The organism is Tautonia marina, from assembly GCF_009177065.1.
GTDB classification, from domain to species: Bacteria; Planctomycetota; Planctomycetia; order Isosphaerales; family Isosphaeraceae; genus Tautonia; species Tautonia marina.
The window spans coordinates 90,703-114,791 of sequence record NZ_WEZF01000010.1 but is presented as its reverse complement, the minus strand read 5'-3'; the positions used below and the strand labels follow the sequence as shown (position 1 = coordinate 114,791).

The 24,089-nt window shown below is 63.7% G+C and carries 16 protein-coding genes; 13 read left to right on the top strand and 3 right to left on the bottom strand.

Features of this window, described 5'->3' with window-relative positions:
- The first annotated feature begins 221 nt into the window (after nucleotides 1-221).
- The 10 genes from GA615_RS28170 to GA615_RS13665 all read left to right on the top strand — a co-directional run bounded on the left by GA615_RS28170 (nucleotide 222) and on the right by GA615_RS13665 (nucleotide 12,682).
- Entirely contained in the window at nucleotides 222-659 is a 438-nt protein-coding gene (locus tag GA615_RS28170; RefSeq protein WP_235905408.1) for a hypothetical protein, read from the top strand.
- On the top strand, nucleotides 656-2,830 hold the full coding sequence (gene infB / locus GA615_RS13705; RefSeq protein WP_235905405.1) for a translation initiation factor IF-2: 2,175 nt from the start codon (nucleotides 656-658) through the stop codon (nucleotides 2,828-2,830). The genes GA615_RS28170 and infB overlap by 4 nt, the downstream gene beginning before the upstream one ends.
- 128 nt (nucleotides 2,831-2,958) lie before the next feature.
- Nucleotides 2,959-3,405, top strand: a complete 447-nt coding sequence (gene rbfA, locus GA615_RS13700; protein WP_152051871.1) for a 30S ribosome-binding factor RbfA — start codon at nucleotides 2,959-2,961, stop codon at nucleotides 3,403-3,405.
- A 53-nt stretch (nucleotides 3,406-3,458) separates the two neighbouring features.
- The gene (locus GA615_RS13695; RefSeq protein WP_152051870.1) at nucleotides 3,459-4,256 is read left to right on the top strand and encodes an endonuclease III domain-containing protein; all 798 of its coding nucleotides are present in this window, start codon (nucleotides 3,459-3,461) and stop codon (nucleotides 4,254-4,256) included.
- A 245-nt stretch (nucleotides 4,257-4,501) separates the two neighbouring features.
- A complete protein-coding gene (locus GA615_RS13690) occupies nucleotides 4,502-4,978 on the top strand; it encodes a fasciclin domain-containing protein (protein WP_390622232.1) in 477 nt (158 codons plus the stop codon).
- A 328-nt stretch (nucleotides 4,979-5,306) separates the two neighbouring features.
- The gene (purL, locus tag GA615_RS13685; RefSeq protein ID WP_152051868.1) at nucleotides 5,307-8,240 is read left to right on the top strand and encodes a phosphoribosylformylglycinamidine synthase subunit PurL; all 2,934 of its coding nucleotides are present in this window, start codon (nucleotides 5,307-5,309) and stop codon (nucleotides 8,238-8,240) included.
- A gap of 22 nt (nucleotides 8,241-8,262) precedes the next feature.
- On the top strand, nucleotides 8,263-9,075 hold the full coding sequence (locus tag GA615_RS13680; protein WP_152051867.1) for an NYN domain-containing protein: 813 nt from the start codon (nucleotides 8,263-8,265) through the stop codon (nucleotides 9,073-9,075).
- 271 nt (nucleotides 9,076-9,346) lie between these two features.
- The gene (gene purQ / locus GA615_RS13675) at nucleotides 9,347-10,111 is read left to right on the top strand and encodes a phosphoribosylformylglycinamidine synthase I (protein WP_152051866.1); all 765 of its coding nucleotides are present in this window, start codon (nucleotides 9,347-9,349) and stop codon (nucleotides 10,109-10,111) included.
- A 122-nt stretch (nucleotides 10,112-10,233) separates the two neighbouring features.
- Nucleotides 10,234-10,743, top strand: coding sequence for a DDE-type integrase/transposase/recombinase (locus GA615_RS13670; RefSeq protein ID WP_152051865.1), 510 nt, complete (start codon nucleotides 10,234-10,236; stop codon nucleotides 10,741-10,743).
- Between the two features lie 415 nt (nucleotides 10,744-11,158).
- On the top strand, nucleotides 11,159-12,682 hold the full coding sequence (locus GA615_RS13665; RefSeq protein WP_152051864.1) for a TolC family protein: 1,524 nt from the start codon (nucleotides 11,159-11,161) through the stop codon (nucleotides 12,680-12,682).
- An 8-nt stretch (nucleotides 12,683-12,690) separates the two neighbouring features.
- Here GA615_RS13665 and GA615_RS13660 read toward each other — a convergent pair whose 3' ends face one another.
- Both GA615_RS13660 and GA615_RS13655 read right to left on the bottom strand, forming a co-directional pair.
- Nucleotides 12,691-13,176, bottom strand: a complete 486-nt coding sequence (locus GA615_RS13660) for a hypothetical protein (RefSeq protein WP_152051863.1) — start codon at nucleotides 13,174-13,176, stop codon at nucleotides 12,691-12,693.
- Nucleotides 13,177-13,837: 661 nt separating this feature from the next.
- On the bottom strand, nucleotides 13,838-14,017 hold the full coding sequence (locus GA615_RS13655; RefSeq protein WP_152051862.1) for a hypothetical protein: 180 nt from the start codon (nucleotides 14,015-14,017) through the stop codon (nucleotides 13,838-13,840).
- Between the two features lie 538 nt (nucleotides 14,018-14,555).
- On the opposite strand from GA615_RS13655, the gene GA615_RS13650 reads away from it, so the two are divergent.
- The 3 genes from GA615_RS13650 (at nucleotide 14,556) to GA615_RS13635 (ending at nucleotide 22,798) form a co-directional block, all read left to right on the top strand.
- The gene (locus GA615_RS13650; protein WP_152051861.1) at nucleotides 14,556-15,527 is read left to right on the top strand and encodes a hypothetical protein; all 972 of its coding nucleotides are present in this window, start codon (nucleotides 14,556-14,558) and stop codon (nucleotides 15,525-15,527) included.
- A 343-nt stretch (nucleotides 15,528-15,870) separates the two neighbouring features.
- Nucleotides 15,871-18,813 (top strand): efflux RND transporter periplasmic adaptor subunit, encoded by a 2,943-nt coding sequence (locus tag GA615_RS27850; RefSeq protein WP_201750188.1) that lies wholly within the window; start codon nucleotides 15,871-15,873, stop codon nucleotides 18,811-18,813.
- Nucleotides 18,806-22,798, top strand: coding sequence for an efflux RND transporter permease subunit (locus GA615_RS13635; protein WP_152051860.1), 3,993 nt, complete (start codon nucleotides 18,806-18,808; stop codon nucleotides 22,796-22,798). Before GA615_RS27850 ends, GA615_RS13635 begins: the two co-directional genes overlap by 8 nt.
- 997 nt (nucleotides 22,799-23,795) lie before the next feature.
- Here GA615_RS13635 and GA615_RS13630 read toward each other — a convergent pair.
- Complete coding sequence (locus GA615_RS13630) at nucleotides 23,796-24,083, bottom strand: hypothetical protein (RefSeq protein WP_152051859.1); 288 nt, start codon at nucleotides 24,081-24,083, stop codon at nucleotides 23,796-23,798.
- Nucleotides 24,084-24,089 lie beyond the last annotated feature (6 nt).

Here is a 24,089-nt window from a genome sequence, read left to right as displayed (position 1 = left end):
CTCGCTTGATTCGGCTCCGCCTCAGGCATCCACGCCGCCGCAGCCGACCAAACCCGCCCCGGCCCAGGCCGACTCGGCTCAAGCGCCGGAACCGGCCTCGGCTCCCGTTCGTCCCACTCCGTCCGCTTCCCCGCCCGCGGGTCCTCCCGCATCCCGTCCAGCCCCCCCTATGTCGCAAACTCCTCCTGCGTCCTCTCAGGCCTCGAAGCAAGCTGGGCCGCTTGCTGGACATACCCGAGGCACGACTGTTCGTCCGGCTGGCCCTACGCCGTCGGCTCCTCCGACGGCCGGTCCGGCGCCGGATCAGCGTCCCCGCCCTGGCCAAGGTCCGCAGCCATCGCGGCCTCTCGATCGGAGTGATTACATCGGTCCCGCCGGGACTCGGCCCGGCTCGACCGGTCGGCCTGCTGCCGCTCAGCCCCCTCGTCGACCTGCCGGCGAATCGGGCGACACTTCGGGACGGCGTGAAGGCCCCCGACCGGGAGGACGCCCCTTGCCTCCGGTCGCGTCGGGCGGTGGACGCCCCTTGCCTCCGGTGGCTCCTCCCGGTGGACCCCCCAAGCGTCCCGCTGGTGGGCCTCGCCCCGCTGGTGGGCCTCCCGCCGGGGGGCATGTACAGCCCCAGCAGCGGTTTACCCGCGAAGAAATGCTGGAGATGATGCGGCGAGGGCAGCTTCCGACCGCTCCTCCGACCGGTCGAGACGCTGGTGCTCCCCGCGGTCCCCGTCCGGAAGGCTTGCCAACGGGTCCGCTGCCGACTGGCCCGACGGCTCGTGGCGGTGTCCCTGGTGCTCCGTCCCGGAAGTCCGGGGCCGATTTCGAAGAAGAAGAACGCAAGGGCAAGGGGGGGCCGGCGGGCCCCGGCGGTCGATTCGGTGGCGCCGCCGACCGTGCCGGACGGCGAAAGGCTCGTCAGGAACGGGCCAAGGATCGCGTGGTGTCTCCGGTTCCTGCCGCGGCGTTGCTGGATAGCGACGAGGACAGCGGTCGTCGACGCGGTCCGAAGCGCCACAAGAGCCGAGGGCCCACCGTCGCTCCGCGGAAGACCAGCGCCGAGATCGAATACCCCATCACCTTGCGTTCCCTCTCCGAAGCGATTGGCATTAAAGCCAATCAGCTCATGCGACGGATGATGGATCTGACCGGCCAACTCGTGACGATCAATACCTCGCTCGAAGAAGACGCCGCCATCGAACTTGCCATGGAGTTCGGCGTCGAGTTGTCGATCGCTCACGAAGAAACCGCGGAAGACGAGTTCGATCGTCTGCTTGAAGATGCCCGAGTCGCTGAAACCGCTCCCGAACAGCTTCAGCCTCGACCGCCGATCGTGACCATCCTCGGCCACGTTGACCACGGGAAAACCTCCTTGCTGGACTATGTCCGCAAGGCCAATGTCGTGGCCAGTGAAACCGGCGGCATCACACAGCATATCGGTGCGTATCAGGTCGATCACGACGGGCACCCGGTGACCTTCGTCGATACCCCTGGTCACGAAGCCTTCACGGCCATGCGAGCCCGAGGGGCGAATGTCACGGACATCGCCGTGGTCGTGGTCGCGGCCGATGACGGTGTGATGCCTCAGACCAAGGAGGCCATTGCCCACGCCAAGGCCGCCGGCGTGCAGATTGTCGTTGCCCTGAACAAGATTGATCTGCCTGGTGTCGAAGCCAACGTCAATCGGATTCTCGGAGAGATCAGCGCCGAGGGCTTGATTCCCGAGGAATACGGGGGCGACGTTCCCGTGGTCCGGACCTCGGCACTTTCCGGCCTGGGCGTCGATGACTTGCTGGCGACTCTGTCCACGATCGCCGAGGTCTACGAGTACAAGGCCAATCCGGATCGGCCGGCGACGGGCACCTGCCTTGAGGCCGAGGTTTCCGAAGGCCGCGGCGTGATCGCCACCGTCCTGGTACAAGACGGTACCTTGCGGGTCGGCGACGCACTGGCGTGCGGGGAAGGCTTCGGACGCGTCCGAGCCCTCTTTGACGACAAGGGCCAACCGATTCAGGAAGCCGGACCTTCGACCCCGGTGGAAATCTCTGGGCTCGACGCGGTACCGACCGCCGGCGAGAAGTTCGCCGTGCTGGAAGATATTGGTCAGGCTCGCGAGGTGGCCGAAACCCGTCGCACCCGATCGCGAGGGGTCAACCTCGGTGAAACCAAAGCCGTCACGCTGGAGAATCTCTACAGCAAGATGGCTGAGCAGAAGATCAAGAGCCTGAACGTCATTCTCAAAGCCGACGTGCAGGGCTCACTCGAAGCACTGCTCAAGGAGATTGAGAAGCTTGAGAATGATGAGGTGCCCGTCCGAATTCTCCACAAGGGTGTTGGGGGCATTACCGAAAGCGACGTCATGCTGGCCGACGCCAGCCAGGCGATCGTGATTGGCTTCCGCGTCGCTCCGGAAGATCGGGCCGTGTCCCTCGCCGAGGAGAAGTCGATCGACATTCGTCGATATGACATCATCTATCAAGTTTCCGACGAGATTAAGCAGGCCATCGAGGGTCGACTCGAACCGGAGATCAAGGAGGTCCATCTCGGCCGGGCTGTTGTCCGCCAGGTCTTCAAGATTTCTCGGGGCGGTGCCGGGACGGTGGCCGGTTGCTTTGTGACCCAGGGAGTCATCGAACGCAACGGCCAGGCTCGTATCATTCGGGAAGGCCGAGAGATCTACAAGGGTGCCATCGAGGCCCTCCGACGCTTCAAGGACGATGTTCGAGAAGTCCGAGAGAACTTCGAGTGTGGTATCAAGATCGCCAAGTTCGACGATATCAAGGTGGACGACGTGATTGAAGCCTATCGGGTCGAAGTCATTCGTCGAACGCTCTGATTTCCCATGCTGCTTCTCACTTGGCCGCTCCCCGCTCGGTCCTTCATTGAGCCGTGCGGGGAGCGGCCGTGACGGTTCGTAATGGCTTGCGTTGAGTTCTTGACGAGTCCGATCGAGGTTTTGCTTCCATGCCCTCGCACCGCATTGAGCGTCTGAACGAGGCCGTCCGCGAGGTCGTCTCCTCGGCCGTGCTGTTCGAGGTGGCTGATCCCCGGGTCAAGGGGGTCACCGTGCTGGAAGCGGAGGTCGCTTCCGACCTGAAGCACGCGACCGTGTTCGTCTCCGTGATGGGAGACGAAGCCAAGCAACGGCTCGCGCTTCGAGGGCTCCAATCGGCAGCCGGTTTTCTCCAGTCGAGGCTCGCCGCCCGATTAAAGACACGCTACACCCCGATCCTCCGGTTCGAACTCGATCAAGGGGTCAAGAAATCGGTCGCCATGTCCCGTTTGATCGACGAAACGCTCGCCGCCGACCGCCTTGCCCGTGGGGAACGTCCCGAAGACTCGGAGTTCGATCCCGCGGACTCATCGCTCCAGGACCCTTCCGGTGACGAAGGCCAGGCAGCGACCGACTGACACGTGCAGACCACGATCTTCCTCTTCCTCCTCGACTGAACCCGAACACACACATGGCCGCACCCAGCAAATCGCAGATGCTCGACAAGATTCAGCCCTTGCTGGCCAAGCGCTACAAGCCCGGCTCGCGCGAGGTGAAAATGTCGGTGCTGGAAGCGGTTCTGTTCGGCATTTGCCACGAGAGCACGACTCGCGAGCAAGCCGACACGGCAATGAGTCGGTTTCGAGACGCTTTTTTTGATTGGAACGAACTTCGCGTGAGTTCCGTGGAAGAGATCCAGGATGCTCTCAACGGCCTCCCCCAACCAGAATTGAAAGCTCAGCGCATCCGTCGCTTCCTGCGTCAGCTTTTCTCGCGGACCTACAAGTTCGACCTCGATCACCTCGGCAAAAAGCCCCTGAAGGAGTCCATCAAGACGCTTCAGGAGTTCGAGGCCATGCAATCGGATTTTGTTCTGGCTACCGTCATTCAGCAAGCGCTTGGCGGTCATGCCATGCCGGTCGACGATCCGATTCGACGCTGCCTCGTCCGTCTTGGGTTTGCGGAGGAAGAAACTCCGGTTGAGTCAATTCGCGCGACCCTCGAACGAGCCGTTCCCAAAACTCGAGGTCCCGAGTTTGTGGACCTGCTTGAGGAACTTGCTCACGACACATGTGTTGCCGTTGACCCAAATTGTCCGGAATGCGTGCTGGTGAAGCTGTGTCCCACGGGTCAGCGGCAACTCAACCCTGACAAAGCGGTTCCCACCGCAGGGAGTAATGAATCGTCTGCCGGCTCTCGGCGTCGAGCATCCACTTCCAACGAAGGCGCTTCGAAGCCGACTCGCACACGCACCCCTCGCCCCAAGTAATCGGGGAGAGTTCCAAGCATGAGTCGCGGTCAATGACCCCACCCTGAGTGGGGTCTTTTCTTGCGCACTGCGCAACGGGTGAGTCGAAAGAAAAAACGAGAAAAATGGACCATGAATCTGGACGGGTTCGAGGTACGGACTACAACACCGTCGGCTGATCGTGAGAGACGTATTCGAGTATAAAACCTCGATCGCGATCCAGACAAGTTCCCGCATCAACACAACTCGGAGCTTTACCTATGCGTATGCTTGCCGCCCTGACCTTGTCGCTGGTTCTCGGTTCCTCGGCCATCGCTGCGGACAAGACCATCGTAGAAACCGCTGCCGGCAACGAGGCCTTCAGCACGCTGGTTGCCGCCGTCAAGGCCGCCGATCTTGTTGACGTCCTCTCCAGCGAAGGACCTTTCACGGTCTTCGCTCCCACGGACGAAGCCTTCGCCAAATTGCCGGAAGGGACCCTCGAAACCCTTTTGAAGCCTGAGAACAAGGAAACCCTGGTCAAGATTCTGACCTACCACGTGGTTCCGGGGAAGGTCATGGCTGCCGACGTCGTCAAGCTTGACGGCAAGAAGGTTGATACGGCCGCCGGTGCCAAGGCGACCATCTCGGTCGCTGGTAGCACGGTCATGGTTGACAAGGCCAAGGTCGTCAAGACCGACATCGAATGCTCCAACGGCGTCATTCACGTCATCGACTCGGTCATCCTGCCTCCCTCCGAGTGATTTGAAGTAAATTGATCTGAGATTCGATCACGAATCAGCGAAGCCCTCCGGCACATTACGTGTCGGGAGGGCTTTCGTCGTGAATCGCCCCCACTGAGACCTTGACGCGCAGACTCCGACTCACCGATACTCGGATGAATTCCTAAGCTCTTCAAACGGCGACCTGGACACGATCTCAGTTTGCATGGATCCTTCCATGAACCGTTTCGAGCCATGCGTTTGGATTCTCTGGTGCGGCAAATCGATCTTGGAACGACGCCCGAGTCAGCGTCATCGATCGAAACGTTTGCCGATTTGAACGACTCTGACCTGGAATTGCAACGTCTACATGCTCTGGCATCTTCAGATCGATCCCGCCCCCGGCCTGGCCGATTCCGAAGGCCGTCGGGTGTCGGCTGAGGCCGCCGACCTGGGGCTCGGCGGCTCCTGGACGATTCGCTCGGCTCGCGGATTTCTCGTTGAAGGCGAACTTTCGGAATCCGATCTCCGTCGCGCGGCCGAACAGGTTCTCGCTGACCCGATCGTCGAGACCTTCGCGATTTCCTCCAACCAGGAGGAACCGAAGGGGACGTCTCGTCCCGTTTTCGACAATGCCCTGGTTCACGTGCTGCCCCGTCCCGGGGTCACGGATCCGGTTGCGGAAAGTGCGCGGGCGGTTCTTCGGGATCTTGGCCTTGCCGTCGCTGAGGTCCGCTCCGTTCGCACGTACATGATCGAGGGACCAACCGACTCCCTTGACGCGTTGATCCGCCGAGTCCTGGCCAACGACGCCGTCGAACAGGCGATCGTCGGACCCTTGACACTGGATCATTTGGGTCAAGGGAGCCCTTACACGTTTTCTCGGGTCGATGTTCCGTTACGGAACATGGATGACGACTCCTTGATGCGTGTGAGTCGAGAGGGACAACTCTCCCTTTCGATCGACGAGATGCGGGCGATCCAGGCCCACTTCGTTGAACTTGGGCGCGAGCCGACCGACGTTGAGTTGGAAACGCTTGCTCAGACCTGGAGCGAGCACTGTTCTCATAAAACCCTCCGAGGTCGGGTCGAGTTCGAAGGCGAGGTGATTGACAATCTGCTCAAGCAGACCATCTTCAAGGCAACCAAGGACCTAGAAGCGGATGGGCTTGACTGGCTTGTCTCGGTCTTCGAGGACAACGCCGGAGTGATCCGGTTCGACGACGAGCATGACGTTTGCTTCAAGGTCGAGACGCACAATCACCCCTCTGCGATTGACCCGTACGGGGGGGCGAATACCGGCATCGGTGGTGTGATTCGCGACCCCATGGGAACGGGGCTCGGCGCGAAACCGATTTGCAACACTGACGTTTTCTGTGTCGCCCCTCCCGACACTCCTGTCGATGGCTTGCCGACCGGAGTCCTGCACCCGCGCCGCGTCCTCAAAGGGGTGGTTGCCGGGGTCCGCGACTACGGCAACCGCATGGGAATCCCGACCGTCAACGGCGCCGTTGTCACGGACGAACGCTATCTGGCCAACCCACTCGTCTTTTGTGGAACAGTCGGCGTTCTCCCAAAAGGAATGGCATTCAAATCCGTCAATCCGGGAGATCGAATTGTCGCCGTTGGTGGCAAGACCGGACGCGACGGCATTCATGGCGCGACGTTCAGTTCGGCTGAATTGACCGGAGAGAGCGAGCAACTCTCTGGTGGAGCCGTGCAGATTGGCAACGCCATCACCGAAAAGATGGTCCTCGATGCCCTGCTGCAAGCCCGATCCCAAGGGCTTTATCGCGCGATTACCGATTGTGGAGCGGGCGGATTCAGCTCGGCCGTCGGAGAAATGGGGGCGGAACTCGGAGCCGAGGTCGATCTGGAGCGGGCGCCCCTCAAATACGAAGGGCTTTCGTATACCGAGATCTGGATTTCCGAGGCTCAGGAGCGGATGGTTCTTGCCGTCCCACCAGAACATCTCGACGCGTTGGTTTCGCTTTGCGCCTCCGAGGGGGTCGAGGCCACCGATCTTGGGCAGTTTGTGGATACTGGTCGGTTAACCCTGCGCTATCACGGAGAGGTTGTTGGCGATCTCTCGATGCACTTCCTCCACGAGGGTCGGCCCAAGGTCACGCGCAAGGCGGCCTTCACTCCTCCAGTCGAGACCGCTCTCTCGCTTCCGGAGCGAGACCAGTATACCGCCGAGCTTCTCGCCCTCTTGCATGACTGGGAGATCTGTTCGAAGGAATGGATCGTTCGACAGTACGACCACGAGGTGCAAGGCCGAACCGTGATCAAACCACTGGTCGGCGAACATGAGGAAGGGCCTGGAAATGCCTCGGTGGTCTTGCCCGTTCGCGGCTCGCTGCGAGGACTCGCGGTGGGGTGCGGCCTGAACCCAAGGTATGGCGATCTCGATCCCTACGCCATGGCCGGCTGTGTGATCGACGAGGCGATTCGAAATGTGGTTGCCGTCGGTGCCGATCCCGATCGGATCGCGTTGCTCGACAACTTCTGCTGGGGTAACCCAGAACGGCCCGAAACGCTTGGCTCACTCGTTCTGGCTGCGCAGGCGTGTCACGATTTAGCGCTTTCGTATCGAACTCCCTTTATTTCTGGGAAGGATAGTCTTTACAACGAATACACGCATGAGGGGGAAAGTCTTGCAATTCCTCCCACGCTGCTCATCTCTGCAATCGGCCAGGTTCCCGACGTGCGTCAGTGTCTGACGATGGACCTGAAGGCCGCAGGAAACCACCTGTTGATTGTCGGCCAGACGCGGAACGAACTCGGAGGTTCGGCCCTCCTCAAACACCTGGGAGAGGCTGGCGGTCGGGTTCCTCAGGTTGACCCCGAACTCGGGCTGGCCATCTTCAGAGCGGTTCACGACTGTAATGTTCGCGGGTGGCTGCGAGCCTGCCACGATCTGAGCGAGGGGGGCCTCGCCGTTGCCCTCGCCGAGATGTGCCTGGCCGGTTCGCTTGGGGCCGAGTGTTCGGTACGCGATGTCCCCTGTCTCGATGATGCCGCAAGTGATCCGATTCTCCTGTTCTCCGAATCCCCCTCTCGATTTCTGCTTGAAGTTCGTCCGGAGCACGTTGCCGAGGTACTCGATCGTTTCGAGGGACTGCCTGTGGGTCGCCTCGGAACCGTCGTTGCCGCCCCGGAGCACGGGCCCCGTTTGTCCGTTCGAGGCCTGCTTGGCCAGACGGTGATCGATGCGTCCGTCGCTGATTTACGGACGCGATGGCTTCGTCCGATCGATGATCATGGTTTCGACTCTGTTAATCATCACCTCTTGAACCGGTGACCCGCCCGGAAGGAATGCGCAGATGCAGCGCTTCGTCACCTTTGTCGATGGCTCGAACCTCGACGGTGTCCTGAAACATCTGAACCTTCGTGTCGACGATTACGGTTCATTCTACCGTTATATTTTTGAGCAAAGTGTCAGTCACTGGGGCCGAACCTTTGCCGAGGGGGCTCCCTGGGAATCTGCACAGCATGCTCGGATCTACTGGTATGTTGTCGGCAAAATGGATGAATGGGACCTGAACGATTCCAAGGCTGAGAGCCGGCTTCGGAACCGTTTTGAACTGAATCCGAGACTTCGCGACAGTTATGTCGAAGACGTGATCCGGAAGTCTCCAGACATTTCCCCCGAGCGTCGGCTGGACGAGGCCTGGGGTCTCTGCTTCGCTGAAACACGTGAATGGTACGAGGGAAAGCGTCGGGCCCTGGAACGGAAGAAGCGCTTTTACCACGGTGTGCAGTCGGCCACGGACTTCGTTGAGATTCGCCAGGAAGGTCATTGGAAGGTCGACCTCCTGCATCACAACCTCACCGAAAAAGGGCTCGACACCAGCATGGCCGTTGATATGGTCGCGCTTCAGGATACCTATGACGTTGCCCTTTTGATCTCTGGAGACGCCGATGGCATCCCAGGGATCAATTATGTCAAGAACAAGGCCAAGCACGTCGGGGTCGTCGAATTTCGACGCGGTTCTCGTGATGAATCCCTCAAGGGGGCCAGCTCTCGACTGAAAATTGCGGCCGACTTCGTGGTCCAAATCTACGAGGCCGATCTCATCCGCCGCGATCTCTCCTACCGCGCCAATCCCGAGTACGACAATACGGGCGATTACTAGAGAGCTGCCCCGAATCGCTACCGCTACCGAGGATTCGACTCAAGCTTTGATCTCGACGATGATCGAGACGATGACTGAAACGGTCCTCAGACGTGGTAGTCGCCGGTTCGGGGTTGAACTTGAAGGGACGTGCTCGAGTTCTTCGTTTCGGTCGAAACGTCCCTTGCACACTCGATCGCCTTTAAGGAATGGAAGCACTCTTTGGGCTCGTCATTCCTGATTCCGATCAATTGACATTTCCTCGTTAGTTGGCCTTTTTCCCCGTGGAACCATGCCCTTGCCCCGTGCGATCGTCCTTCGGGCTCCTGGTACAAACTGCGATGAGGAAACCGTCGCGGCCTGGCAACTTGCTGGGGCTTACGTTGAGACGGCCCACATCGACCGAGTTCTGGAGCGTCCCGGGGCGCTCGATGCCTTCCAAATCCTGACCATCCCCGGCGGGTTCAGCTATGGAGATGACCTGGGCGCCGGTCGCATTCTGGCGACTCGGCTCAAGGCCCTCGACGATGCGCTTCGGCGCTTTCATGACCGAGGTGGGCTCATCCTTGGCATCTGCAACGGATTTCAGGTCCTCGTGAAAGCAGGGCTCTTGCCTGGAGGGCCCCGAGCGACCATCACTCACAACGATTCCGGGCGTTTCGAGTGCCGATGGGTTCGACTTCAGGCCACGTCTCCCGGGCGGTCTCCCTTTCTTCCCGACGGAGATCCGATCGAGCTTCCCGTGGCTCATGGTGAAGGGAAGTTCGTTGTCGAGAGCCAGGAAGCGTTCGACTCCCTGGCTGCCGCCGGTCAGCTCGCCCTTCGCTACATTGACGAATCAAATCGTCCGACCGAGTTATACCCGAGCAATCCGAATGGCTCTCCTGCGGGAGTTGCGGGCGTGATTGACCCGACTGGTCGAATCTTTGGACTCATGCCTCACCCGGAGCGGTTTCTCGAATTTATTCACCATCCTCGATGGACTCGGATCGCGTCTCGGCCCGAAGGAGACGGCTTGCGGATCTTCCGAGGAGCGGTTGAAGCCGTTCGAGGATAATGGACGCCGGGGATTCGACGACTCGATCAGAGTTTGTCCCTGAAGCAGGAGACTGAGGTGGACTTCCCCTCGAATGGTGAGTGCTCAGATCAGAGCGCAAACTACTCGTGAGGAGGTCAACGATGGCAACGAGTCGAGGGTCCTTCACCGCCGCGTTCAAGGCTGAGGTCGAGCGAAGGGTGACCGAAGGGGGCGAGAGCCTCACCGGGGTTACTCGCGAAACCTGGGCCAGTTCCTGCTCCCGAGCTGCAAGCAAGGCTCTGGCCACCCAGGAGGACCAGACCTTCCCCGGCAAGGAGAACCTGTCCCCCGCCGAGGAGGAACTGCGTCGCCTGCGGGGCGAGCGTTGGAACCGGGGGGCCGATTGGACCTGGACGGCCGATATCGCCTCCCTCTCGACGCGGGGGGACTGGTCGTCGCTGGCGGCGGTGAACGACCTGCGCACGCGACGGATCGGCGGCTGGTCAAGGTCGGAACGGATCGAGAGTCGCCTGGTTGTCGATCCCCTGGAGATGGCGATCATGCGGCGGATGCCCGGGACCGATCGGGTGGCCGACTCGGATCGGGGCAGCCAGTATCCCAGCGAGTACCTGAACGCATCCTGGCCGGCGAGGGGATCGCCCGCAGTATGAGACGCTGGGGGAACTGCTGGAATCACGCGCCGAGGGAGAGCTTCCTCCCCTCGATTAAGAAGGAGCTGATCCACGCTGAGGACGACGCGCTGCGCGCGGAGGGGACGGCGCGCCGCGTCGCCCTCCTCGCGGCGTTCCCCCGCCGCCTCCGAAGGCCTACATGCCTGGGAGATCCATCCTCCGAGGAGTCCGAGCGCACCGGATCACCGTCAACCCTGAGTTCGTCATTCGTGGGAAAGCCTAGCCAAGGAGGTTCGCTCAAGCATGATCGGCAGGAGACGGGTCCGGCCATCTGGCCGGAGAATCGGCAAAGGCCGATCCCTCGAACGTCCGATTGAATGATCTTGGGCTCATCCTCGAAATTCCGTCGGCGTCTCGGCGCGCCGGCTCCCGTTGAACCGGAGCGAGGGGAACGATGACACGACGCTGGTCCGCCGCAATGGGGGCGGCCCTGCTGGCTGGTGGCTTCGGATGCGGATGCGCCCTGCCCGGCTCCACGCCGGAGTATGCTGAGGTTGCTGGGAATCTGCACGATGCCTCGATCCGGCCTCCCCAGACAATCGGTCCAGACGACCCGATGGCCGTTGCGCTTGACCCCGCCCCGGCACCCCCAGAGCTTTCCGGGCCCCGGCCGGTCGACGACTACATCCGCTTCGCTCTGGTCGAGAACCGGGCAGTCCAGGCGGCCTCTTTTAATGTGAAAGCACTCGAGCACCGCATTCCGCAGGTGACATCACTCGACGATCCGGTCGTCTCGAACACGATCTACCCGAGCGGCAGCAATAGCCTGCAAACTGCCGCCGGTCAGGTACCCTGGAACCTTCTCATCGCGCAGCAGTTCCCCTGGTTCGGCACGCTGGCCCTGCGCGGCGAGGCGGCGGAGAAGGACGTGCAGGTCGCCATTGCCGAGCTCGTGACCGCCCAGCTCGACGTGGTTGAGGCGGTGAAGCGGGCCTATGCCGATCTTTATGCCAATGAGCGGTCGGCCCAGATCCTGGAGCAGAACCGGGCACTGGTCGAAGACTTCATCGAGATCGCCCGCATCCAGTACGAAAGCGGCCAGTCGAGCCAGCAGGACGTGCTCAGCGCCGAGGTCGCCCTGGCCGACCTCGACCGCGAGTTCGTCGGCATCCGCCAGGGGATCGAGTCGGCCCGCGCCGATCTGGCCGAGCTGATGCACGTCACCCCCGAGGCCCCCCTGCAGACGACCCTCGACCTACCGGCAGGTGACGTCCCCGGGCAGATCGACCGGCTCTACCGCCTGGCCGTCGCCTCCCGGCCGGAACTGAGGGGCCGGCTCGCCGCTGTCGCGCGTGACGCGGCGGCCGTCGAGCTGGCGAAGAAACGCTCGGCGCCCAACGTCACGCTCGGCTTCAACTACGGCCTGGTCTCTGAGGACAACGCCATATCCCCGGTGGCCAACGGCAACGACAACCTTGGCCTGTTCGTCGGTTTCAACCTGCCGATCTACCGGGCCAAGATCGACGGCGCCATCCGCGAGGCCCAGGCCCGGGCCGTGGCCGATGCCAAACTTTACGACGCCGAGCGAGACGGCATCTACCGGGAGCTGAAGGATCTGCTCTCCCGGGCCCGCGCCCAGCGAGAGACGCTCGACCTGTTTCAGCAAAGCATTCTCCCCCGAGCGAGAGATGCACTGGACATCGCCGTGGCCGACTACCAGGCCGGTCGCGTTGACTTCCTGACCTTGATCAGCGCCTGGCGCGAGGTCCTCCAGATCGACCTTCAGGTGGCCCGCTTCGAGGCCGAGCTGAACAAGAGCCTCGCCTCGCTGGAGCGAGCCGTCGGGATTCAGCTCAGGGACCATCCCCCGACGGAGGCCCTTGACGCCACACCGGCCGATGAAGCCCCTCCACCTCCTCCACCCATCGGCTCCGGTCCGTTTTCCGGACGCGAGAGCGACCGGACCAATCCTGAATGACGATCGACTCAACCGCCTCCGAGCACCGAGGGCGATCCGAACGGTGAGCTGAGCCGGGGAGGCATCACCCCCGGCCTCCCCACGGCAGGGGAGCGGATCATGCCTGTCATCCCCATCGACCCGGCCGACGGCACCAGGCGGCGTTCTCTCATGCGGGAGGCGCCACCGATCGGCGTTCGGGCCATGCTGGTGCCGCCGATCGCTGTGCGGGGCGACGGCTGCGGGGTTGTCACCGAGGCAACCGGCGACGTCGGCTCCAGAACTCGTTGAGCGATGTAGCCTCCGAAGCCGCCGCCATAGGGAATGTACGCCGCGCCCTTGTCCATGCGGTAGGACCGGGCGATGGTCGCCGCCCCGTAACCGCCGAGCGGTCGGCGCCGAACACTCATCTGTCCCCACGCCGAGTCCGGGATCAGCCCCATCGTCAACGCGATCACCATGCTGCTTGCGAGCGCCGACCGAACCAATCGTCTCCTTGCGATCCTGTTGATCATTTCACAAAACTCCAGGTGATTCCTTTGAACGTCTTTGCCGGCAGGTGGTCACGATCGACTTGCCCACGAACGACGAGCGTGGAGTGAACGGTGACCCGGTGCGCTTGGACTCCTCGGAGGATGGCTCTCCCAGGCCCGTAGGCCTTCGGAGGCGGCGAGGCAACGCCGTGAGGGGGCGACGCGGCTCACCGTCCGCTCCGCGCGCGGCGCGTTATCCTTAGGGTGGTTCACCTCTTTAATGATCGAGCCATCAGACACCTTCACTCCACGAACGCTTTGTTGATCCTGAGGTATCGGTACGGGAGAAAGGGGTTCTCAGTTCCAGAGCAGGTCTTCGGCGGTCTTGGGACTGAATCTCGGATTGACTGAGAGTTGTCTCGCTTTACCAGCTCCTCGGCAAGGCGGCTGCCAACGTCCAGTTCCGTGTTCGATCCGCGAGGCCCAGCTGCCTCGGTTGGTCCTGCTGAAACTGGGCGTACTCGATCCTTCTGTCGCAGCGTCTGAGCCTGGGAGTCTTGAACTTTCTCCAGGAATTGTGAGCGCTTGGCCAGCACAGGCTCCACTCAGATCGTCCTTGACCGATCGCTTCGCTGGCGATAACCTAAATATACCTTAATTTCTCTGGGCACCATCGAGGAATGCTGTTGATGGTCTTCCGCAGTTACCGCCGTCGAGTTCCCTGGATCGCAGTGATCGCGATCCTCGGCATGCTCTGCGCGGCGGACGCGGCCTTGGCCTGCTCGAAGGGTGTCCAGACGGCCTCACAATCTGCCGCTTGCCGGATGGAGCGTGAGGCGGTTGCTTGCTGCTGCTCGGCCCCCGCGCCGTCGTCCGAGGTCATTCCCCCAGGATCAGAACGTATCACCCCTTCGGCGGCTCTTCCGGTCGCTGATTCGTGCCATTCTTGCGTCTGCCCGGCCGACGAGTCGGCCCCTCCCGCCTCTCGATCGGAATCCCGTCTTCCGGAGAGACGACCCACCACCTCGCCCTTGTCTTTGGCGTTCGTCTCCGCCATCCTCTCCGGCAACCATTCCGGCGCGGACTCCCGCCCGGCCCCCTCCGATTCCGCCGGGTTTCCTCGCGTGCCAATCTATCTGCGCACGCTCCATCTCCTGAACTAGCACTTGGACCGGTCCGCGCCGACCACTCGGTGTTGGGACCTCACCGCTCCGGCCAATTGCGAAATCGCTGGTCCAGCGATCGTCGTCCGTGCCTTGGACCGGCATCTCCCCGATCCGACCACATCCTCTCTCGGCCGAGAACCGAAATCGGCCGCGACGGGCGGATCGAGCAGGCCGCACTGCCTCCACAGTTTGCGGGACTCTCCCGCCGGCCGGATGGTTGGCATGACGATCATCACGTTCAGGAGTCTCCGAATCATGACCTTCCGCCTCTCTCGTCGTACCTCCCCTCGTCGCCTCTTCCCGTTCGCGACCGCGGCTACGCTCGCCCTGGCACTCGGGCTCGCCTCGACTCTTCAGGCAGCCCCGCGGGAAGACCCGCATGACCAGCATCAGCATGGTCAGGATGCCCAGGGCCACCACTCCGAGCACGGCGGGACTGTCGCCGAAACCGACCACCACGCGTTCGAGGTTGTCATCGGAGCCGACGGCCTGCAGGTCTATCCGATGGGTGTCGACCTTGCTCGGGGAGTTGTCGCAGGCCTGAAGGCCCGGGCGTATTTCCTGCTGCCCGGCGCCAAGCAGTATACAGCCCCGTACGAACTCCAGCCCGTCGCAACGACCGAGGGTGGGCCTGTCAACGCCCTGGCGCTCGACGCCGACCTGAGCGGCCTGCCGGCCGAGGGAACGCGTGTCACGATCCAGGTCTGGAAACTCCCCAACCCCGCCGAGAAGACGGCGCAATTCACCCTCCCCTTTGCCCTCGGGGCTCCCGCCGAGATCGTCGCTGTTTCCGCGACCGAGGACGACCGACTCGGCGTTTCTGCCCAGGCGACGTGCCCCGTCAGCGGTCAGGACCTCAACGCGATGGGCGGCCCGATCCGGGTGACCCGTGGCGAGGACGATCGGCTCTACCTCTGCTGCCGCGGCTGCCTGCCCAAAGTTGAGGCTGCCCCCGATCGCCGCTTCGGCTCGGTCATCTCCGCAAGGAAAGCCACCGAGGCCGACCGCGAAACCGTGGCTGCCCAGGGGACCTGCCCGATCAGCGCCGCCGACCTGAACGCCATGGGCGGGCCGATCAAGGTTAGCCGGGGCGAGAAGTCCGTCTTCGTCTGCTGCCCGGCCTGCATCCCCGCCGTCAAGGAGAAGTCCGAGACCTACCTCGGTGCCGCCTCGGGCGAGACCGGCGACGAGCAAGGCCACGATCACGACGACGGTCCCCGGGGCTGACCCGACCGTCGGCGGCCGGGCATTCCCCGGCCGCCGATCCGGGGACGGTCCCCGGGGCGGCCCACCGTCGCCCCGGGTCCGGTCGGCCCGATGGTGTCCCTCGCTGTGTGTTTGAGCCCCGCACGAGGGATGCCCGAGTTGTGCCGGCCGGCTCGATCGGCGGTGGGTCGCGCCTGGGGACTGTCCCGGTGCCTTTGCTTCACAGGCCTTGCCACGACCATTTGAAAAAATTGATCGGTTTATCGTCCCGATCGACCTGATTTTCGTCTCTGCGATGGCCGCCCTTGTCTCGATGCCCGCCCCGATCGATCGAACGCCCACTCGGGCGTGCGGGAGGTAACCCATGTCTGCACATGTCTCCAAATCCGAGCCGTCGCCCGACCGCGCCGCCCCGGCCCTGTCCGGGCCTCCGACCCCGTCGCAATCCCCCAATCCATCCCGTCGCTCGGGTCGAGTCTCTCGGCTGGCAGGCGGCCTGGTGACGTCAGTCGTCGTACTGGCGGCGCTGGGCATTGGTATCGGTCTTGGCCGATCGCTGCTGGCCCCCGAGGGAGGCGGCGATGGTGGTGGAGAGGCTGGGGCGGCGTCTCCGGGGGCCTCAGCGGCGACCGTCTGGACCTGCTCGATGCACCCGCAGATCCGCCAGCCCAACCCCGGCGACTGCCCGCTCTGCGGCATGGATCTCATCCCGGCCACCGACGACGGCGGCGAGGAGGCCGAGGGCCTCCGCGAGGTCTCCATCAGCCGGGAGGCCCGCGAACTGCTCGACCTGAAAGTCGAGCCCGTTGAGCGGCGGTATGTGACGGCCACCGTCCGCATGGTCGGCAAGGTGGATTACGACGAGACTCGACTCGGCTACATCACCGCCTGGGTCCCCGGCCGGCTCGATCGGCTGTTCGTGGACTACACCGGCGTCGAGGTGCAGGAGGGGGACCACCTGGTTTCGATCTACAGCCCCGAGCTGTATTCCGCCCAGGCCGAGTTGATCCGAGCCCGCCAGGCCGCCCAGGAGCGGCGGTCGTCCTCCGGCGTGCTTGGGGCCGAGCGGCTGCTGGAGTCGGCCCGCGAGAAGCTCCGGCTCTGGGGACTGACCGAGGCGCAGATTCAGGAGATCGAGGCCCAGCAGGAACCGTCGGACCACCTGACGATCTACGCTCCGATGTCTGGCATCGTCATTCAGAAGAACCTCCAGGAAGGGGCCTACGTCGAGACGGGGACCCGCATCTACACGATCTCCGACCTCTCCCGCCTCTGGGTCAAGCTCGACGCCTACGAATCGGATCTGCCCTGGCTCCGCTATGGCCAGGAGGTCGAGTTCACCAGCGAGGCCTACCCGGGCGAGGTCTTCACCGGGACGATCGCCTTCATCGACCCGGTCCTCAACGCCGCCACCCGCACGGTGAAGGTGAGGGTCAACGTGCCGAACCCGAGCGGCAAGCTCAAGCCCGACATGTTCGTCCGTGCCGTCGTGCGAGCCCAGGTCGCCACGGCCGGGCGGGTGATGGACGCGGCGCTGGTGGGGAAATGGATTTGTCGGATGCACCCGGGAGTGGTGAAGGACATCGCCGGTGACTGCGACGTCTGCGGCATGCCGTTGGTGCGGACCGAGACGCTCGGCTACGTCTCGGCCGCGGCCGCGGCCGACGAGTCGGCCGAGCCGCTCGTGGTGCCCGCCTCGGCCGTACTCAAGACCGGCACCCGGGCGGTTGTTTACGTTGAGCGGCCCAACGCCGACAGGCCAACCTACGAGGGCCGCGAGATCGTCCTCGGACCCCGAGCCGGTGACTCCTACATCGTCCGGGCCGGTCTGGAGGAGGGAGAACGAGTCGTTACTCAGGGGAACTTCAAGCTCGACAGTGCCCTGCAGATCGCCGCGAAGCCGAGCATGATGAACCCCGAAGGAGCGATGGCCGATGCTGGTTCGGACGGCGGCGGGGATCAGTTGGCGCTACCGCCCTCCGTCGCCGGGCAGCTCGGCCGGGTCCTCTCGGCGGCCGGTGAGGCGGCTTCCGCAATGGACTCCGGCGACCGCGAGGCGATGCGAGCCGCCCTCCAGTCCCTCGAGCAGGCGATTGCCGGGGTCGATGCCGAGAAGCTCGACGGGCACGCCGCGATGCTCTGGAAGGAGCTGGCGATGCAGCTCCGCAACGACGCTGTCGAGGGCCGTTGGGCCGCCAGCGACCGCCGGATCCGAGACGCCGTCGGGCAATTAATGACCGACATCGGGCGACTCCGCGACCGCTTCGGTGTGACCGATGACCCTGGCACACTGCTGGCCAACGGCCCGTTCGACGTCTCCAATACCTTCCGGGAGCAGCTTACCGGCCTCTGGAACGCTTACCAGAACGCCCAGCAAGCCCTTGCCGGCGACGATCCCGACCGCGCCCGATCGGCGGTCGATCAGGCCGAGGAGGCACTCTCGTCAATCGACATGACGCTGCTGGAGGGGGAAGCGCACGACGCCTGGATGACTACCCGGGGCGAACTGCTCGCGGCGATCGAGCCTCTCCAGCAGGCCAACGACCTTGAGGCACTCCGAGGCGGCTTCAAGTCGTGGTCCGAAACCATGCTGACCGTTGTCTCGTCCTTTGGGTTGCCAACATCCGTCGGGCCAATCTCTCAGCACTTCTGCTCGATGGCCTTCGACAACAAAGGGGCCGCCTGGCTCCAGGCCGATGGAGCGGTGCGGAACCCTTACTTCGGCGCAACGATGCTGACCTGCGCCACCGACACCTCGCTGATCTGGGACGGCCCGCCGGCCGAGACGGTCGGCCCCCGGCCGGTCGAGGCCCCCCCTGCGTTCCGGGAGCAATTGAAGGCACTTTGGAACGCCTACCTTCAGGCCCAGGACACCCTGGCCTCAGACGACCCGGCTCGCGCCGGCGAGGCGGCCGGGGCACTCGACCGGGCGTTGGCCGGCATCGATGCGTCGGCCCTAGAAAGCGAGGCCCGAGAGACCTGGGAACGCGAGCAAGCCAACTTGCGGACGGCCATTGACCGGATGGCCGGCGCAGCCGGAATTGAGCCGTTGCGGGCCGGCTTTGCTCTCCTGTCCGAGGAGATGCCGGTCATTCTTGAGACCTTCGCCCCCGAGATCGGCGGGGACGTCTACCGGATGCACTGCCCGATGGCCTTCGACGGCCGGGGCGCCGCCTGGCTTCAGGCCGGCGAGCAGCCTCGCAACCCCTACTACGGGGCGACCATGCTCCGCTGCGTCGACGAGGTGCAGCGGGTCGCCCTGGGCGATTCGGCTCGGGACTCCGAGGAGGGACACGACCATGACTGAGCCCCAGCAGCACGCCCCGCCCGAATCGCCCCCCCGGGCGTCGACCCTCGACCGGGTCATTCGCTTCTGCCTGGAGAATAAGCTTGTCGTTGCCTTGGTCGTCATTGCCGTGACGGCGTGGGGCGCGATGGTCGCACCGTTCGACTGGGACCTCGGCGGCCTGCCGCGTGACCCGGTGCCGACCGACGCGATCCCCGACATTGGCGAGAACCAGCAGATCGTCTTCACCGAGTGGATGGGCCGATCACCGCAGGATGTCGAGGACCAGATCACCTACCCGCTGACGGTCAACCTGCTGGGTATCCCCGGCGTCAAGACGATCCGCAGCTACTCGTTCTTCGGCTTCTCGTCAATCTACATCATCTTCGACGAGGAGATCGAGTTCTACTGGTCCCGGAGCCGGGTGCTGGAGAAGCTCAACAGCCTGCCTGCCGGCACGCTGCCCGAGGACGTGCAGCCGGCGCTCGGGCCCGACGCGACCGCCCTGGGTCAGATCTTCTGGTACACGCTCGAAGGCCGAGACCCCGACGGCAACCCCGCCGGAGGCTGGGATCGCAACGAGCTGCGCACCGTCCAGGACTGGTACGTCCGCTACGCCTTGCAGGCGGCCGAGGGGATTAGCGAGGTCGCCTCGGTTGGCGGCTTCGTGCAGGAGTACCAGATCGATGTCGACCCCGACGCGATGCGCGCCTCCCGGGTTACGCTCGATCAAATCTTCAACGCCGTGCGCATGTCCAACGTCGACGTCGGCGCCCGGACGATCGAGGTGAACAAGGTCGAGTACGTCATCCGAGGGCTCGGCTTCCTGGAGTCGGTCGAAGATCTCGAGAAGTCGGTGATCACACAGAACGAGAACGTCCCGATCCGCGTGAAGGACGTGGCGACGGTCTCCCTCGGCCCGGCCCTCCGCCGGGGGGCGCTGGACAAGGCCGGGGCCGAGGCCGTCGGCGGCGTGGTCGTGGTCCGTTACGGGTACAACCCGCTGGCGGCGATCAAGAACATCAAGGCGAAGATTGCCGAAATTGCCCCGGGCTTGCCGACCACCGCCGACGTCGACTTCGACCAGATCGACCGCGACACCGTCGAGTCCTTCGCCGCCGGGCACGGCTTCAAGGCATTCTCCGATGGCGGCGGCCTGAACGATCAGGAGTGGCTGAGCTGGCTTCGGGGAACCCCCCGCGAGGACTGGCCCGAGTGGGTGACGACCAGTCAGGTCACGGTCGTCCCCTTCTACGACCGAGCCGGTCTGATCTCCGAGACCCTGGGCACGCTGAACACGGCCCTGGTCGAGGAAATTCTGGTTACGATCATCGTCGTGATCGTGATGGTGATGCACCTGCGCAGCTCCTTCCTCATCAGCGTCCTGCTGCCCCTGGCGGTCTTGATGTGCTTCATCGCCATGAAGACCTTCGGGGTCGACGCCAACGTGGTGGCCCTCTCCGGCATCGCAATTGCGATCGGCACAATGGTGGATATGGGGATCATCGTCTGCGAGAATATTCTCAAGTACCTTGACGAGGCGGACCCGGACGAGCCCCGGCTGGAGGTCATCTACCGAGCGTCGAGCGAGGTGGCCTCGGCGGTCTTGACGGCCGTCTCGACGACGGTGATCAGCTTCCTGCCCGTGTTCACCATGATCGGCGCCGAGGGAAAGCTCTTTCGGCCACTGGCGTTCACGAAGACGTTCGCGCTGATCGCCTCGGTGATCGTGGCCCTGACGATCATTCCCCCGGCGGCCCATGTCCTGTTCACTCGGCGGGCTGGGACGGGCAAGCTGAAGGCACTGTTTTCGATAAGCCTGATCGTGGCCGGCGGGGTGGTCGGTGTCACGCTGGCGTGGTGGGCCGGGGCGATCCTTGCGGGACTGGGAGCTTACCGGCTCGTCGAGCCGGCGCTGCCGCCGTGGTCCCGCCGGGCCGCCGTCTCTACGGCCAACGCCCTGGTCGTGGCGGTCGTGGGCATTGTCCTGACAAGGCACTGGGAACCGCTGGGCGTCGAACAGGGCCTGCTCCGCAACCTCGCCTTCGTGGCAACGCTCATCGGCGGGCTGCTCGGGGCCTTCGTGCTGTTCCAGATGGTGATCTACCGGCCGCTGCTGCGCTGGTGCCTTGACCACAAGCTGCTGTTCCTCTCGGTTCCCGTGACGGTTGTGTTGCTGGGCGCCTCGGCCTGGCTCGGGTTCGACCGGGTCTTCGGCGTCGTCCCCTGGGCGGTCGGTCAGGCCGGGGGCGACCCGGAGGACGTCCGGCTCTCGAAGCCTTGGGTCACGATGGCGCACACGTTCCCCGGGCTGGGCAAGGAGTTCATGCCCGACCTGGACGAGGGCTCCTATCTGTGGATGCCCACGACCATGCCGCACGCCTCGATCGGCGAGGCGCTCGACGTGCTCCAGCTTCAGGACATGGCAATCAACGCCATCCCCGAAGTCGACCTCGTGGTCGGCAAGCTCGGCCGGGTGGAGAGTCCGCTCGACCCGGCGCCGATCTCGATGATCGAGACGATCATCACCTACAAGTCCGAGTACATTACCGACGCGTCTGGCCACCGGCTCAACTTCCGCTACGACGAGAAGGCCGGCGAGTTCGCCCGAGACGATCGGGGCGAGCTGGTCCCCGACCCCTCCGGACGCCCCTATCGCCAGTGGCGCGACGAGATCCGGACGACCGACGACATCTGGCAGGCGATCGTCGACGCCGCCACCATCCCCGGCACTACCTCCGCGCCGAAGCTCCAGCCGATCGCCGCCCGAATTGTCATGCTCCAGAGCGGCATGCGGGCGCCGATGGGCCTGAAGGTGCGTGGGCCGGACCTGGAGACGATCGAGCGGGTTGCCCTTGAGCTGGAGGGCTTGCTGAAGCAGGTTCCCAGCGTCGAGCCGTCGGCCGTGGTCGCCGACCGCGTGGTGGGCAAGCCGTACCTGGAGATCGACATCGACCGCGACGCCATCGCACGCTACGGCTTGATGATCCGACAGGTGCAGGACGTGATTGAGGTCGCCATCGGCGGGAAGCGGATCACGACGACCGTCGAGGGACGCGAGCGCTATCCGGTGCGCGTGCGCTACCTGAGGGAGCTACGCGACCAGATCGAGACGCTCGGCCGGATCCTGGTTCCCGCCCCCGACGGCACGCAAATCCCGCTGGAGCAGCTCGCCGACATCCGCTACGTCCGCGGCCCGCAGGCGATCAAGAGCGAGGACACCTTCCTTGTCGCCTATGTCTTGCTCGACAAGAAGCCAGGCTTTGCCGAGGTCGACGTGGTCGAGGACTGCCAGGCCTTCCTGAGAGACACGATCGAGTCGGGCGAGTTCGTGCTGCCGGCCGGTGTCAGCTACCGGTTCTCCGGAAACTATGAGAACCAGGTCCGGGCCCAGAAGACACTCTCGGTCGTGTTGCCGTTGGCATTGTTTCTGATCTTCCTGATCCTGTACTTCCAGTTCAAACAGGTGCCGACAACATTACTCGTCTTCTCCGGGATCATCGTCGCCTGGGCAGGCGGCTTCCTGATGGTTTGGGCCTACGGTCAGAACTGGTTCCTCGACTTCGAGGTTTTTGGGACCAACATGCGCGAGCTGTTCCAGGTGCACACGATCAATCTGAGCGTGGCGATCTGGGTCGGCTTCCTGGCGCTCTTCGGCATCGCCTCCGACGACGGTGTGGTCATCACCACTTACCTGGACCAGAGCTTCAGCTCGGCACGGATCGAGACGGTTGAGGACGCGAGGGTCGCGACGATTGAGGCCGGGATGCGTCGGGTGCGGCCGTGCCTGATGACCACGGCGACAACCATCCTTGCCCTGATCCCGGTGCTCACGTCCACCGGCCGAGGGTCCGACATCATGGTCCCAATGGCCATCCCCAGCTTCGGTGGCATGCTCATCGAGGTGATGACGATGCTCGTCGTGCCGGTCGTCTACTGCGCCATCAAGGAAATCAAGCTCCGGGCCGGGATCCGGGACGAGCTGTTCGAGGAGAGGGCCCGCTAAGAATGTCACGAAACTCATTCAATTTGTTTGACATAAATATTATGTTTTGTCTGTTTGTGCTGACAAGTTCAGTAAAGGAAGCACCCTTGGGCTGCACGTAACCCTGCCTCGAGGCCGGGGATGACACCGCCGGGCGGCACAGCCACATCACGGGGCTGGTCCGCTCGGGCGCCTCGATCATGGAGGCCAAGGAGTTGGCCCGGCACGCCGACATCTGGGAGACGGCCAAGTCCACCCACATCGGCATGGAGGACCGGGCCGAGGCCCTTGAGCAACCTTCCCTCACTGCTCGCCTCGGCCTCCGCAGGCTGTCTGCACGATGTCTGCAATCGGGGCGGCGCCCCGGGTCGCGACCTGTCACCGCGTGTCGGCGACGACCAAGGCGAGGAAGGCTCCGAAAACGAACAAGCCCCGGCGGGGCCGGGGCTTGCGTCGCCTGTTGTCGCAAACTCTCATCAGTTAACAGTTTGCTGCGAAGTGGAGGCGGCGGGAATTGCACCCGCCGTCTCGTTTCCTTAAAGCAATTTTCTGAAAAGACTTGCGTACGTGGCCCGCGTGCTGGGTTGCATTGGGGTTGCAACGCGATGGCGGACGTCGCTTTGGCCGCTAATCGGCACCGCATGGCGGCTTGCGACTCGGCCTGACGGCGAGTCTCGGGACAGGGGTTGGAGGCACGAGAAACTGAACCTGCGTGGTGAGGATTGACGGAGCATATTATATTAGGGAACTTGCGGCCATTAGTGGTCAAAGAGTCAGATGCCCCGCCGCTTCACCCAAGAATTCGCCGTGCACGGTCGATAGAATAGGCATTCGCCATACGGCCCGACCGAGAGTCAGTGCGCCTCGGGGGCCATGCAACGTCATCGGTACGCACCTATCACGAGGGAGGCTGGGCCGTTTCGCGGTCGGTTTCGTGACGGAGGCGCGGTGATTCCGGTGGCTTGGCCAACCCGCTCATTCATGGAAATCGCCCGTGGGCAAACCTTTTGCGGCCGAGCTAGATTCCCTGCCGGCCACCTTTGAATGGTCCATGAGGCACCCGCTCGACAGCATCGTTCGGGCATTCCGCGGCTTGACTGGCCTTCCCCTCCTCGCTGTCGGCTCGGGCGGCTCTTTTACGGTCGCCCACCTCGCGGCCGCCCTGCACACCCACCACACCAAGCGCATCGCCCAGGCGATGACGCCACTCCAACTGATAGCGTCCCCGGCTGACCTGCGCGATCTGGCGGTCTTCATCCCCACTGCTGGTGGGAAGAATCCGGACGTTCTTGGAGGATTCCGCCATCTCATC

What these genes read in the sequence shown, in the direction of transcription:
- infB (WP_235905405.1), top strand. Translation starts at nt 656, where the DNA reads ATGATGCGGCGAGGGCAGCTTCCGACCGCTCCTCCGACCGGTCGAGAC.
- rbfA (WP_152051871.1), top strand. Translation starts at nt 2,959, where the DNA reads ATGCCCTCGCACCGCATTGAGCGTCTGAACGAGGCCGTCCGCGAGGTC.
- GA615_RS13695 (WP_152051870.1), top strand. Translation starts at nt 3,459, where the DNA reads ATGGCCGCACCCAGCAAATCGCAGATGCTCGACAAGATTCAGCCCTTG.
- GA615_RS13690 (WP_390622232.1), top strand. Translation starts at nt 4,502, where the DNA reads ATGCTTGCCGCCCTGACCTTGTCGCTGGTTCTCGGTTCCTCGGCCATC.
- purL (WP_152051868.1), top strand. Translation starts at nt 5,307, where the DNA reads ATGCTCTGGCATCTTCAGATCGATCCCGCCCCCGGCCTGGCCGATTCC.
- GA615_RS13680 (WP_152051867.1), top strand. Translation starts at nt 8,263, where the DNA reads ATGCAGCGCTTCGTCACCTTTGTCGATGGCTCGAACCTCGACGGTGTC.
- purQ (WP_152051866.1), top strand. Translation starts at nt 9,347, where the DNA reads ATGCCCTTGCCCCGTGCGATCGTCCTTCGGGCTCCTGGTACAAACTGC.
- GA615_RS13670 (WP_152051865.1), top strand. Translation starts at nt 10,234, where the DNA reads ATGGCAACGAGTCGAGGGTCCTTCACCGCCGCGTTCAAGGCTGAGGTC.
- GA615_RS13665 (WP_152051864.1), top strand. Translation starts at nt 11,159, where the DNA reads ATGACACGACGCTGGTCCGCCGCAATGGGGGCGGCCCTGCTGGCTGGT.
- GA615_RS13660 (WP_152051863.1), bottom strand. Translation starts at nt 13,176, where the DNA reads ATGATCAACAGGATCGCAAGGAGACGATTGGTTCGGTCGGCGCTCGCA.
- GA615_RS13655 (WP_152051862.1), bottom strand. Translation starts at nt 14,017, where the DNA reads ATGACCTCGGACGACGGCGCGGGGGCCGAGCAGCAGCAAGCAACCGCC.
- GA615_RS13650 (WP_152051861.1), top strand. Translation starts at nt 14,556, where the DNA reads ATGACCTTCCGCCTCTCTCGTCGTACCTCCCCTCGTCGCCTCTTCCCG.
- GA615_RS27850 (WP_201750188.1), top strand. Translation starts at nt 15,871, where the DNA reads ATGTCTGCACATGTCTCCAAATCCGAGCCGTCGCCCGACCGCGCCGCC.
- GA615_RS13635 (WP_152051860.1), top strand. Translation starts at nt 18,806, where the DNA reads ATGACTGAGCCCCAGCAGCACGCCCCGCCCGAATCGCCCCCCCGGGCG.
- GA615_RS13630 (WP_152051859.1), bottom strand. Translation starts at nt 24,083, where the DNA reads ATGGCGGAATCCTCCAAGAACGTCCGGATTCTTCCCACCAGCAGTGGG.